This window comes from Xenorhabdus indica, assembly GCF_014467235.1.
GTDB classification, from domain to species: Bacteria; Pseudomonadota; Gammaproteobacteria; order Enterobacterales; family Enterobacteriaceae; genus Xenorhabdus; species Xenorhabdus indica.
The window spans coordinates 63,016-75,826 of sequence record NZ_NKHP01000018.1 but is presented as its reverse complement, the minus strand read 5'-3'; the positions used below and the strand labels follow the sequence as shown (position 1 = coordinate 75,826).

General features: G+C 41.5%; 14 protein-coding genes and 1 tRNA gene. 5 read left to right on the top strand and 10 right to left on the bottom strand.

All coding sequences use genetic code 11. The annotated features are described in order from the left end of the window. The first annotated feature begins 71 nt into the window (after positions 1 to 71). On the top strand, positions 72 to 245 hold the full coding sequence (locus tag Xind_RS14085; protein ID WP_187650298.1) for a type II toxin-antitoxin system HicA family toxin: 174 nt from the start codon (positions 72 to 74) through the stop codon (positions 243 to 245). Between the two features lie 54 nt (positions 246 to 299). Beyond that, entirely contained in the window at positions 300 to 716 is a 417-nt protein-coding gene (locus Xind_RS14080) for a type II toxin-antitoxin system HicB family antitoxin (protein ID WP_187650297.1), read from the top strand. A 490-nt stretch (positions 717 to 1,206) separates the two neighbouring features. On the opposite strand, the gene Xind_RS14075 is transcribed toward Xind_RS14080, so the two are convergent. Beyond that, positions 1,207 to 1,398 carry a hypothetical protein gene (locus tag Xind_RS14075; RefSeq protein WP_141554525.1) on the bottom strand — a complete coding sequence of 64 codons (192 nt, stop codon included), beginning with the start codon at positions 1,396 to 1,398 and terminating at the stop codon, positions 1,207 to 1,209. A 121-nt stretch (positions 1,399 to 1,519) separates the two neighbouring features. Continuing rightward, positions 1,520 to 1,595: transfer RNA gene (locus Xind_RS14070), tRNA-Ile, on the bottom strand. A 317-nt stretch (positions 1,596 to 1,912) separates the two neighbouring features. Between Xind_RS14070 and Xind_RS14065 the strand changes: the two genes are divergently transcribed. Further along, positions 1,913 to 2,680, top strand: coding sequence for a GNAT family N-acetyltransferase (locus Xind_RS14065; RefSeq protein ID WP_246432553.1), 768 nt, complete (start codon positions 1,913 to 1,915; stop codon positions 2,678 to 2,680). A gap of 52 nt (positions 2,681 to 2,732) precedes the next feature. On the opposite strand, the gene rpoD is transcribed toward Xind_RS14065, so the two are convergent. The 3 genes from rpoD to rpsU form a co-directional block, all read right to left on the bottom strand. Then, a complete protein-coding gene (gene rpoD / locus Xind_RS14060) occupies positions 2,733 to 4,577 on the bottom strand; it encodes an RNA polymerase sigma factor RpoD (RefSeq protein ID WP_047685607.1) in 1,845 nt (614 codons plus the stop codon). A gap of 313 nt (positions 4,578 to 4,890) precedes the next feature. Further along, complete coding sequence (gene dnaG / locus Xind_RS14055) at positions 4,891 to 6,639, bottom strand: DNA primase (RefSeq protein ID WP_047685609.1); 1,749 nt, start codon at positions 6,637 to 6,639, stop codon at positions 4,891 to 4,893. A gap of 114 nt (positions 6,640 to 6,753) precedes the next feature. Next, on the bottom strand, positions 6,754 to 6,969 hold the full coding sequence (gene rpsU / locus Xind_RS14050) for a 30S ribosomal protein S21 (RefSeq protein WP_001144069.1): 216 nt from the start codon (positions 6,967 to 6,969) through the stop codon (positions 6,754 to 6,756). A gap of 361 nt (positions 6,970 to 7,330) precedes the next feature. Between rpsU and tsaD the strand changes: the two genes are divergently transcribed. Beyond that, a complete protein-coding gene (gene tsaD / locus Xind_RS14045) occupies positions 7,331 to 8,362 on the top strand; it encodes a tRNA (adenosine(37)-N6)-threonylcarbamoyltransferase complex transferase subunit TsaD (RefSeq protein WP_047685612.1) in 1,032 nt (343 codons plus the stop codon). Positions 8,363 to 8,505: 143 nt separating this feature from the next. On the opposite strand, the gene Xind_RS14040 is transcribed toward tsaD, so the two are convergent. From Xind_RS14040 to Xind_RS14030, 3 genes are all read right to left on the bottom strand, one after another. Beyond that, positions 8,506 to 9,228, bottom strand: coding sequence for an Ail/Lom family outer membrane beta-barrel protein (locus tag Xind_RS14040; protein WP_187650295.1), 723 nt, complete (start codon positions 9,226 to 9,228; stop codon positions 8,506 to 8,508). Positions 9,229 to 9,333: 105 nt separating this feature from the next. Further along, the gene (locus Xind_RS14035) at positions 9,334 to 10,137 is read right to left on the bottom strand and encodes an outer membrane beta-barrel protein (RefSeq protein WP_187650294.1); all 804 of its coding nucleotides are present in this window, start codon (positions 10,135 to 10,137) and stop codon (positions 9,334 to 9,336) included. A 423-nt stretch (positions 10,138 to 10,560) separates the two neighbouring features. Continuing rightward, a protein-coding gene (locus Xind_RS14030; RefSeq protein ID WP_187650293.1) for an IS1 family transposase occupies positions 10,561 to 11,258 on the bottom strand; the annotation gives its coding sequence in 2 pieces (ribosomal slippage) (positions 10,561 to 11,009 and positions 11,009 to 11,258; 699 coding nt in all). A 55-nt stretch (positions 11,259 to 11,313) separates the two neighbouring features. Here Xind_RS14030 and Xind_RS14025 point away from each other — a divergent pair. Then, a complete protein-coding gene (locus Xind_RS14025; RefSeq protein WP_187650292.1) occupies positions 11,314 to 11,475 on the top strand; it encodes a hypothetical protein in 162 nt (53 codons plus the stop codon). On the opposite strand, the gene Xind_RS14020 is transcribed toward Xind_RS14025, so the two are convergent. Together Xind_RS14020 and Xind_RS14015 are read right to left on the bottom strand one after the other, a co-directional pair. After that, positions 11,429 to 12,010, bottom strand: coding sequence for an NAD(P)H-dependent oxidoreductase (locus tag Xind_RS14020; protein WP_231571615.1), 582 nt, complete (start codon positions 12,008 to 12,010; stop codon positions 11,429 to 11,431). The genes Xind_RS14025 and Xind_RS14020 overlap by 47 nt on opposite strands. 56 nt (positions 12,011 to 12,066) lie before the next feature. Further along, entirely contained in the window at positions 12,067 to 12,810 is a 744-nt protein-coding gene (locus Xind_RS14015) for an SDR family NAD(P)-dependent oxidoreductase (RefSeq protein ID WP_187650291.1), read from the bottom strand. Between the last annotated feature and the right edge of the window lies 1 nt (position 12,811).

Genomic DNA, 12,811 nt, shown 5'->3' with positions numbered 1-12,811 from the left:
GTAAACATAAATGTTGACGAAGTAAGCGTAAATGTTTACTATAATTCCATGTTCAACAGAATGGAGGAGCAGTGAAGCAAAGCGAGTTTAGACGGTGGCTGGAAGCTCAGGGCGTCGAAGTTTCAAACGGAACAAACCACCTGAAACTAAGATACAAGGGAAAATGCACCATTATGCCAAGACACCCCGCCCATGAGATAAAAGAACCACTGAGGAAAGCAATCATCAAGCAGTTAGGATTGTAATAAAAACCCGTCTCATCAGAGGCGGGTTCTCGCACAGCTTCACTATCAAATACTATGCGATATCCCGTAATACTCGAACTTGTAGAAGAAGGCGGTTATTTCGTCTCGTTCCCGGATATCCCCGAAGCCTTAACCCAAGGGGAAACACGGGAAGAAGCGCTGGAGATGGCGCTTGATGCGTTAATAACGTCTTTCGAATTCTACTTTGAAGACAGTAAAAAAATACCGTTACCCAGCCCGATAGGGCAACGTGACGATTATGTCGATGTGCCCTTAAGCGTGGCCTCAAAGGTGCTGATGCTCAATGCGTTCGTTGACTCCCGGTTAACGCAAACGGAGTTAGCCCAGCGTATGGGCGTGAAGAAGCAGGAAGTCACCCGTATCTTTGACTTACACCATTCAACTAAGATTGATACGGTGGCGAAGGCGGCAACCGCGATCGGGCATCAATTCACGTTGTCTATTGAGTAACGAAGATCACTATTAAGAGGCTGCGTTAAACCGTGGCCTTTTTTACTTCCCAATAAAACGCCACCAGATGCACGCAGCGCCATTCACATATAAACCTGCTCCCTCTGCGATTAATTTGGATCGCGTCCCTGCGTTGCGCTCATGCCGCACAATTCCCACGAAATAAACGTCAACCTGACGTAAAACGCACTACACCGCACCCGCCTGCACGTTTTGGATCAAAAAATTTTTTCAGTTTTCAAATCCTACAAAGCGAATCGCCAGAGCGCACCCGTACTGGCGCTGTGGAAAAAATCCCAAACTGAAAGGAGTGAAAAGATTTTCAGGGGATTTCAGTTTTTGGATCAAAAGCGGATCGCGGAAAAATATCAATGCATTGATATTAAAAGTAAAATTCTATTTTACGTGGAAAAGAAGATCACGGAGAGAAGCCGCTTGGCTACACCCAAGACAGGATAGATGCGGCTTATAAAAAATTATAAGATGAAATTTATGGAACTATTTTTCCAAGCACCCATTCATGCATGGGGCTACCATCTCTATCTGTGCCGCTTGCGCAACCGAGTAATATCCATTTTTTCGTGGCTAATAATTTATTGATAGCAACTTCTTCATCAGGCCAAATTGAAGAAGAAAAAGTTTTTATCTCACTGACTTTATGTAGGGGGTTAGTTTCCATCATGACTCCTGTACGTTAATGAATGCAGAAAATCCCTGTCGCCATTTTATCGCCACTGACTTATAAAAACAAAAAAGCCACTTGTCTAAAAGTGGCCTAATGTGCTGATTTAACAGCTTAAATTTGGTGGCCCCTGCTGGATTTGAACCAGCGACCAAGCGATTATGAGTCGCCTGCTCTAACCACTGAGCTAAGGGGCCGTTGAATTGGGAGGATTATACGGTACTGTGTGGCACCAGGTCTAGCCCTCAAAATTCATATGCGTGTTTTATAGACAAAAATCAGTGCTTTTTAACGTATTTAAACTATTTATAGTTACTATAAAATATTTTTTAGTGATACTGATTGCTTTTTTGATAAATTTCTCTGGTTATTTATTGTATCTTGATTATTGTTTGAACATAAAAATATTGTTGATTATGTTTCGTGTTTTTTGATTTGAAACCGTTCTTATATTTTCCTGTAAAAATATTTTCGTAATTCAAATATGAGCATATACAACTTATCAGAGGCTGTTTTGGCCCATCGTAAACTGGAAGATTATTTTTTCTCATCTATCAGCCGAATGTATCAACATATCAGCACTGGGGTTCGAGCTTATGTAACAGGTGTTGAAACTGATGCATTAAATTTTTTGCTGGTGGTAGATGGACATGAACAAACAGCAGAAGAGCTAAAAACAGGGATTCAGTTACTTGATGAGAAAGCGAATGTTCCGTTTTTGATTGTTACCGTAGTGCCAGGTAGTCAGGTCTTAGCGGTTATCCAGCAGGCAGGGTTTGTGTTTGATCCTGATAGCATAACTACCGTTATGCAGCTCGATTTGATGAATTGGAATATCGTGGATGAGGGTGTTGAAGGGTATGAAATCCAGCGTGTTGACCATTGTTTGGTTGATTGGGCTATTCCGGTAGAAAGTGCATTTGAAATAGGTCATTTTATTTCCGGACAGTATCAGCAATGTCATCAGATGGCATTGAATGCTGGAAAATGTCTGCAACATTACGCCCTGTATGTAGATGATCAGCCAATCTGTGCCCTAACTTTATCAAGGCTGGACAATATCATCCGTCTTGATGATATCGGTACAGTGAAGGAAAAGAAGAGAAGGGGATATGCTTCTGCTTTGATTAATTATGTACTGAAAGAAGCTAAGCTGCATAACGCGACTATGTGTTATCTGGAGGCTTCGCGTGATGGAAATGGCTTATATCGTCGCATTGGTTTTAAACCATTATTTGAATGTCAGGGATTTATTCGTGAAAAGAAGGCTACACATGAATAATAAAAAAGCGTCTGCCAGAACAGACGCTTTTCAGGTTTTTCAGCAGATCCCTTTAGTCATCAAGGAAGCTGCGCAGTACTTCCGAACGGCTTGGATGACGCAGTTTGCGCAGAGCTTTAGCCTCGATCTGACGAATACGCTCACGGGTTACGTCAAATTGTTTACCAACTTCTTCCAGTGTATGGTCAGTGTTCATATCGATACCAAAACGCATACGCAGAACTTTCGCTTCACGTGCAGTTAAGCCTGCCAACACATCGTGGGTAGCAGAACGCAGGCTTTCTGATGTGGCAGAATCCAGCGGCAGCTCCAATGTGGTATCTTCAATGAAATCACCGAGATGTGAATCTTCATCATCTCCAACTGGTGTTTCCATGGAAATAGGTTCTTTGGCAATTTTCAGTACTTTGCGGATCTTATCTTCCGGCATCAGCATACGTTCTGCCAGCTCTTCCGGTGATGGTTCACGTCCCATTTCCTGTAGCATCTGACGGGAAATACGATTGAGTTTGTTGATCGTCTCAATCATATGTACAGGAATACGAATGGTACGGGCCTGATCCGCAATAGAACGGGTAATAGCCTGACGGATCCACCATGTAGCATAAGTTGAGAACTTATAACCACGGCGGTATTCAAACTTATCAACCGCTTTCATCAGGCCGATATTACCTTCCTGGATCAGGTCAAGGAATTGCAGACCACGGTTGGTGTATTTCTTGGCAATAGAAATAACCAGACGTAAGTTCGCTTCAACCATTTCTTTCTTCGCACGGCGGGCTTTTGCTTCACCGATTGACATGCGACGGTTGATATCTTTGACTTGATCAATAGTTAAGCCAGTTTCTTCTTCGATCTGGCGCAGCTTTTGCAGGCTACGCATGACCTCTTCTTCAACTTCTAGCAGTTTATCAGACCATGGTTTGTTCATCGCTTTTGCAGCAGTAAACCATGTATCATTCGTTTCATTGCCAGAAAACAGAGTGATGAAGTTTTTCTTTGGCATTTTGCTCTGTTCAATACACATCTTCATGATTTGACGTTCTTGAAGACGTACGCGATCCATCATGGAACGCATGTTATTGACCAAGTAATCAAACTGTTTTGGTACAAGACGGAATTGCTTGAATACTTCGGACAGTTTTAAAATTTCCGCTGCAGTATTTGGATGGCTGCGACCGTATTTTTTGATTGTCTGACGGGTAGTTTCATGTTGTTCACGCAGCTCCAGAAATTTCTGGCGAGCCAATTCTGGATCGATGCTGTTATCGTCTTCACTGTCAGTATCGTCATCGTCATCATCATCATCGTCAGAATCATCAAGCTCTTCCTGAGGAAGTTCAGAACCAACATGAGTCGCTGTCGGTGCAAGATCTTCTTCTGCATTAGGATCAACGAATCCTGTGATTAAATCAGACAGGCGGCTTTCACCTGCTTCAACAAGGTCATACTGCTCTAACAGGTAGGTAATCGCTTCAGGGTATTCGGCAACGGAGCACTGTACTTGGTTGATGCCATCTTCAATGCGTTTTGCAATGTCAATCTCACCTTCGCGAGTCAGTAGCTCAACTGTACCCATTTCACGCATGTACATGCGAACCGGATCGGTAGTACGACCGATTTCTGACTCGACACTGGATAACACTTGCGCTGCTGCTTCTACAGCATCTTCATCGGTGTCGTTTGTGTTTTCTGCCAACATGAGATCATCGGCATCAGGTGCCTCTTCCATTACCTGGATGCCCATGTCATTGATCATTTGGATGATATCTTCTATCTGATCAGAATCGACGATATCTTCCGGCAGATGGTCATTGACCTCAGCATAGGTCAAATAGCCTTGCTCCTTACCTCGTGTGACAAGTAGCTTTAGCTGTGACTGCGGGTTTTGCTCCATAAGACGGTATCCACACTTCAGAGTATTGGTTGGTGTCGGTCGGCGAAACAAATTATGCCAACAATAACATTTAGGGGCATTTTCGTTATATTGCCACTGCCCTCAATAGCGGCAATCGTAGGGTTATCTCCCTACCTCATTCGGCATTTAAGCCGTAAATTCTGTATCTATGATCCGAAATTTTAATTCAGAGTCTGTTTTATCTGGCTGTTTTCAGCCACCCAGTTTCAGAAAATTAATTTTATCAAACCATGTTACACATATAGAGTTGGATCAGATCTGTCAGGTAACTCAGCTTTAATTGAAATAACATTTATCTTTTGGCTCCAGATTCTGTGATTAACCGGACTTCTTCACGTTCTTCCGGGGTCAGTCCTTCTGTTCTCTCTTTAGCAATCAAAAAATTGAAACGCTCATCCAGAGCTGATGCAAAAAGATGATTCAACGCATCACTAAACGTTTTTTCAGCAATTTCTTCTATTTGTATATCGTTCCATGCGGCGAGTTTTTCAAGCTGTTTTGCGTACTTATTATCGCGGTATTGCTCCAAAAGCTGCCCGGTTGTTAAGCCTGGTTGGGCAAGGCATGTGTCGACGAGCTCTATAAATAACGGTAATCCCGCTATCTGAGCAGAAAACATTCCCTGTAATGAAGGAACTAATGTCGCTAAATGCGGATTTTGCACCAGCAATGCGATAAGTATACGCATTGTTGTTGGTTTCAGTTTTAGCGCCTGATATGTATTGGTATCTTTTTTGACAAGTTTTGCCAGAGATCGTTCCAATTGTGTCGTATCAGGTATGCCCAGTAGTCTCCCAAGTTCTTTAAGCAGATAGAGCCGCAACGCTTCTCCCGGAACCTGACTAATCAATGGCATAGCAAGTGAGCTAAGCTTAGTTGCGCCTTCCGGGGTACTCAAATCAACCTGTGGTAGCAGTGAATCGAACAGAAATTCAGATAAAGTTTGTGCCTTTTCCATTCTCTGTTCGAAAGATTCACGCTCTTCTTTACGGATCAGTGAATCCGGATCTTCACCATCAGGCAAGAACATAAAACGTAATTGCCGGCCATCATTCAGATAGGGTAGTGCTGTTTCCAGTGTTCTCCATGCAGCATCACGACCTGCGCGGTCTCCATCGTAACAACAGACGACGTTATCGGTTGTCCGGAAAAGTAACTGAACGTGCTCGGCAGTTGTGGATGTTCCTAGCGAAGCCACGGCATAATCAATGCCAAACTGAGCTAGCGCGACAACATCCATATAGCCTTCAACCACCAATAACCTTGAAAGGGAATTGTGGTTTTGCTGTGCTTCATAAAGGCCATATAATTGACGGCCTTTATGGAAAATCTCTGTTTCCGGTGAATTGAGGTATTTGGGAAGTGCATCTCCCAGCACTCTGCCACCGAATGCAATAACACGGCCCCGGCGATCACGGATAGGGAACATAATACGTTCACGAAAACGGTCATAAGTACGACCGTTGTCATTCGTGACCAGCATTCCGGCATCGTTTAATTGCTTGCGGTCTTCGGCGTTATGGGCAAACCGTTTCAGGGCATTATCCCACCCCGCGGGAGCGAAGCCGATTGCAAAACGCTGAATGATTTCTTCACTGAGTCCGCGCCTGGCCAGATATTGCCGGGCTGTCTGTCCGTTTAGTATTGTCAGTGAATGTTGATAGAAACTGTTTAGTTTATCCATCAACTGGTAAAGATTTTGTCGTTGGTGGCGCTCAATATGGCTGCCGCCAGAACTTGCTTCATAAGGGACTTCCAGCCCGTGCATAGCAGCTAGCTCTTCAATGGATTCGACAAAGTCTAACCTGTCATAATTCATTAAAAAATCAATGGCATTACCATGCGCCCCACAACCGAAGCAATGATAGAACTGTTTATCGCCATTAACAGTAAATGAAGGGGTTTTTTCATTATGAAAAGGACAACACGCCTGATGGTTTTTACCTTTCTTTTTAAGAGGCACTCTGACATCGATAAGATCAATGATATCGGTTCTGGCTAATAAGTCATTGATAAATGCGCGTGGAATTCGTCCAGCCATAAGCCCTTTTACGCCTGTTGATGAACGAGAATAAGCCGCGCTTTCTCTGGGAAAGCACGGCCTTTAACTGCAGTAGTTTGTCAATATAACCACTATGCGGATAGACCGCAAAGATTAGTACAAACGAGTGCGGCGTGCGTTTTCACGAGCCAGCTTTTTAGCATGGCGCTTAACTGCAGATGCTTTAGCACGTTTACGTTCAGTCGTTGGTTTTTCATAGAATTCACGACGACGAACTTCTGCTAATACGCCTGCTTTTTCGCAAGAACGCTTGAAGCGACGCAGAGCTACGTCAAATGGCTCGTTTTCACGTACTTTAATTACTGGCATGTGCCTCTCACCTCAATAGAAATCGGGTTTGTCGCTGGCGTGATAGTGCCAGCCGTCTTTAAAAATGGTGCGGAATTTTACTTCAATGAACACGGCTTTGTAAAGTGCCGAGGAAAATTGAAACATACAACGCCACAGATTATAGTTTGTTTTTTGGGACGTAAAACGAACAATCTAATGCTGGCGTTATTAACATTAACCACACAGGATATTCAAAGTAGGAGTCTGATTATAGACTAAACAGAATAAAGAGTCAGCATGTAAATGGAGACGATTGTAACTGAGTTGATGTGAATAGTGGTTGTAAGTAGATAGTGATACACTGGCGCTTGCTTTAATTATAGTGGTGAGTGCAAGTACAATGCGAGTCTTAGGTATAGAAACGTCCTGCGATGAAACCGGAATCGCAATTTATGATGACAAATCCGGTCTGCTAGCCAATCAATTGTACAGTCAGGTAAAACTACATGCTGATTATGGAGGAGTTGTGCCTGAGCTTGCATCCCGTGATCACATCCGTAAAACGGTTCCGCTGATTCAGGCGGCCTTGAAGGAGGCGGGCTTAACGAGTAAAGATATTGATGCTGTTGCTTATACCGCAGGTCCGGGCTTAGTAGGGGCATTGATGGTTGGAGCAACTATTGGCCGTTCATTGGCTTTCGCGTGGGATGTTCCCGCCATTCCTGTTCATCATATGGAAGGCCATTTATTGGCACCTATGTTAGAAGAAAACAGGCCTGAATTTCCTTTTGTCGCATTACTGGTTTCTGGTGGGCATACTCAGCTCATCAGTGTGACGGGTATTGGTGAATATAAATTATTGGGTGAATCCATTGATGATGCCGCAGGTGAAGCTTTCGATAAGACGGCAAAATTATTGGGACTGGATTATCCTGGAGGCCCGGCTCTTTCCCGCATGGCACAGAAAGGTAAGGCAGGTCGTTTTGTTTTCCCCCGTCCAATGACGGATCGTCCGGGACTGGATTTTAGTTTCTCCGGTTTGAAAACTTTCGCAGCCAATACGATTCATAAGCACATTCGTGGTGGTGATGCTAAACAAGATGAACAGACTAAAGCAGACATTGCTCATGCATTTGAAAATGCTGTTGTTGATACGCTGACAATAAAATGCAAACGGGCACTAGAGCAGACTGGTTTTAAACGATTAGTTATGGCGGGAGGGGTTAGTGCAAACCAGGCATTACGTATTAGTATGCAAAATATGATGGAAAAATTGTGTGGTGAAGTGTTTTATGCCCGCCCTGAATTCTGTACTGATAATGGAGCAATGATTGCATTAACAGGGATGATCCGCTTGAAAAGCGTTACCAAAGACGCTTTAGGTGTGACTGTTAAAGCTCGCTGGCCATTGTCTGAGCTTCCTCCGTTGTAAAAGTAATTTACATGAAAAAGTAAAGCAGAGTGTTCATCGAATGAAAGAAGGAAGGTACTAGTCAATATTCAATGACATGTAATATTTGAGTAATATCTTCCTTCTGTTCAAATTAATAAATTTAAAATATTGCTATTTGTTATTTAAAATCTATATCCTATACCGACATTAAATCCATTAATATAATTGTTTGTGCCCTCACTATATGGAATTGTGTCAGTAAATTTTGACAATGTACCTTCATAAGCGAGGTAAAGAGTGATATTTTTAACGGGGTTAATTTCAATGCCAGCACCATAGGCAATGTTATTAGTGCGCAGAGAAGATTTAGTATTATTATGCCTGTTATCAATATATTCCACCTCACCTACCGGAGTAAGACCTCTCCACGTCCCCTCGAATCCAGTACTAGGATTTATATTATTAATATTATCACTCACTCCGAAGGGAGCATTTATATGATATGTTACATGAGAAATACCAAGCAGACCATAAATGCTCAGATAATCATTTATGCGGTAAGCTGGGCCTGCCATTAGGGAAAAATATTTTGCTCTATATGAATTTTTTGCCTCAAAATATTTAGGCGCACTATCAGACATAAAAGTCCCAACCGTATTATAAAACGAAAAACTCCTGCCACCACGACCCTGCATATAAGTGAACTGACCAATTATGCTGACTGGGGAGTCCCATTCATAACGATAATGAATGTTAAATCCATTGAGATTAATCTTATCAGCAGGTTTGGTTATCTTGCCTCTTGCATACCCAGCAGCTATGGTATGTGTATCAGCATTAGCTAATGAACCATACATAAAGCTGAATAAAGCTAAAATTGTCAGAAGCGCTTTTTTCGTTACCATGATGAGAGACCTTTCATATTGTTAACTGATCTAATTATAGGTGATTTATAAAATATGAAAAAACTGTTGTTTATTTTATTCACACAGAGATTCATGTTTTTCTAATTAGAACTTATATCCTATACCAATATTAAATCCGTGTATTAACTTAGTTTTGGCTGAGTTTGTATCATATGGTCCATTTCTGCCGTTAGCAAAGGCCTCATATGCAAAGGGGTCAGTTGTCATTTTTTGGTATTTTGTTATGGAGCCTTCATAATTGAAATAAAGGCTGATGTTTTTAACGGGATTAACTTCAATACCGGCACCATAGGCAATATTATTTGTCTTTTGAGGAACCCGAATAGACACATGTTTCCCCACCTGAGCACCAGCCCCGACAGATATTCCCGGATAGCCCGGATAGTCGTTGGTATCTCTATCTCTAACGCTGGCTAGATAAGGGCGATTTTGAAGATAACTATCTGTCCATCGCTTTGCATTGAATGAGGTATGTGAAATCCCCAGTAAACCGTATATGCTCACATAATCGTTTATACGATAGGCCGGTCCCAGCATCAGAGAAAAATATTTTGCATCAGGTTTTTCCGTTACTGGCCCAGAGTATTTCGCGAATAATTTTCCTTGAGGGATTCCATGAACAGTCGCCAGCACGGCTCGTGAGCTGTAATAATCCAGGAAACTTGGTAATGAATCATCTCCTCTCATATAAGTGAACGTTCCAACAATACTGATTGGAGAATCCCACTCATAGCGATAGTAAACATTAGCTCCCTGAAGTTTTGTTACTTTGGCTATCTTACTTTTCGCATATCCTATTCCTATAGTATGTGAATTTGCATTGGCTAATGAACCATATATAAGGCAGGACGTAGCCAACGTTATTAGAAGCGCTTTTTTTGTTACCATGATTTATACCTTTAATATTTATTAGCTGAACTAAGTATAGATAATTTATAGAATATGCAAGTGAAAATTGCCAATTAAGTTACTAATATTAATTTATTTATATTTTTTGTTATTTTTTAAATATTGATTATTATTTTTAATAAATTAGGTTGAATAACAATTCGTAGTATATTTTTTTGATACTTTTCTTATTTGTGTGTTTTGATGTGTTGGTTGATTAAATTTCTTTATTTGTTGTCTTTGGGGATCTCTAAATACTTCACTTGGAGTTATAACCAAATTTATAGATTATAAGTCTGATTAAGGGGTCGTAATATCACTTGCATTCACATAATAAGTGCAACACCGTTATGAATGATTAAATATCCAGGTCACAAGGGGGAAAAGTCGCAATTTGGGTCATGCTTCCAATAGTTAGATCGCTTAGAGAAAGTAGTATTCACGCTCAATAAACGTTCCTATCACTTTATCGTGTATTTCTTCAGATTTGGAATAGCCTATCGTTTTTCGATTCAGCCTCTTTATCCGGATACGGAGAGTGAGATTAGTTCTCTCAATACGTTGGGTAAATTTCTTTCCAGTGAGATGTTTTCCCTCAGGAAGGCAGTTGTAAACGGCATAATTATCCGTACAGTAGAACTGGATGTTGAAAGGAGACAGAAGTGTCAGCAGTTTTTTCAACGTCTTCCTGCTGCGATCACCCAATACATGTGCCACTATCCGCTTCATCGTTGGCTCCCAAGCATACCAGAGCCAGCGTGGGTTTTTCTTGTGACCGACAAATGACCACTGCTCGTCTATTTCACAGATAATATGGATGTCACTTCCCACCAGAGGCCGCGAGGTTACATTTTCTGGTGTGAGTTTTTTAATGTGCGAATGACGGTGTTAATGCCAATTTTCAGAACACGAGCGGTATCTCTAACACCAGAGTTATTCATTGCCATATCAACAATCTGCTCTTTCATGCCGGGATGGCAGGCTTGATAGGTGTAATTCAGTTGAAAGGTTTTATGGCAAGCATAGCAGTGATAACGGGGATGACCACGACTCCCTTTTCCATGCCCTTTAACATCCTCTGATTTGTGACAGTAACGACAAACCACATCAACTTTAGCCATATTTCACCCATAATAAAAAATGGGAAGTTTATCACAATATCTAATTATTGGGAGCATGACCGGCGCACCAGATAACAGCGCACCAGATAAATGCCAGCAGTCAGAAGCTAGTGTTTATCTGGTGATGATGGAAGATGAAAATGAAAAAGTCGCTGCGTGGCTGGAATGCTTTACATCACAACAGATCCCAATAGGGTCTTACGCTCGCTATCCGTGATCTTCGGGATCCCATAAAAAGGAACAACATTGACAGGATCAATACCGACTAACCCGAGTGTTCCGAGCGTCATACTGCCCATAAACTGATCCACGTCCATCCCGTTTTGCTCTAAAACATGTTTTTCAGTTCCCAACGTGACGTACACAGTGGCTGATTTTCCGGTCAGATAAGGAATAAAAGTGCGTTCGTCTTCGTAATAAGCAAAACCATTAGAAAATACCCGGTCAATCCATCCTTTAAGAATAGCGGGCTGACCAAACCACCAGATAGGATAAATAAAAATAAGGTGATCGGCTTCTTTCACCATCGCCTGACTTTTTGCAACATCAGCTAATATTTCTCCCCGATGCAGAGCTTCAAAATCCGGGCTATCAAGTATAGGGTTAAACTTCTCGTCATAAAGAGAAATAAAGGAATATTCCTCACCTTTTTTAACAATTTCACTAATTATTTTCTCTTTAATGGCAAAATTAAAGCTTTTAGGATTCGGATGAGCATAAATAATCATGTGCTTCATTTTTACTACTCCCATTTTTACTACTCCTTTACGAAATAAAAAAACTAACAAATGCCCGGTGGACTAATATGTTACATTCCTCTCCTTTCCCCCCCATCAATGATTATTCCCTGGGCAGTGATCATAGCAGCATCAGGAGAAATGAAAAACATTACTGTACCGGCAACATCCTGTGGTGTAATTAAACGCCGTAATGGAATACGCTTAGCCGTTCGTTTTAATAAAACGGATGTTGAACACCCCAATAATTGTGCATGGGGTTCCAGCCCTTTTACTAACATAGGTGTATTAACCCAGGCCGGTAATACCGCATTGACGGTAATTTTCCTTCCCGCCAGATCCAGTGCTAAGCCTTTTGTTAAACCCATTAAAGCATGTTTTGATGCACAGTAAGCCGTATTCCGCGTTGTTCCCATTTTGCCAAGAATAGATGAAATAATAACAATTCGCCCGCCCGAAATAATATTAGGTACAATATGTGAAAATAAACGCTGGGTTGAGTGCAAATTCGTGGTCAGAACTAAATCCCAGATATCATTTTGTTCGATATCATTATAGTCGGCTCTACCATGACTCACCACAATGCCCTGTATTTCACGTTCTTTTATTAAAGGCATTAATTGGTTGATTATTGCATGCTCTTCAACTAAATCAATTTGTAATGGATAAATATATTCGGATGATTGTTTTACTAATTCATTTAACCCTTCTGAATTAATATCAAGTGCAATGACATAATATCCAGCCGCAACCAGTCTTTGGCAAATGGCAAAACCAATTCCACTGGCAGCGCCAGTAACAATAAATGTTAGCATT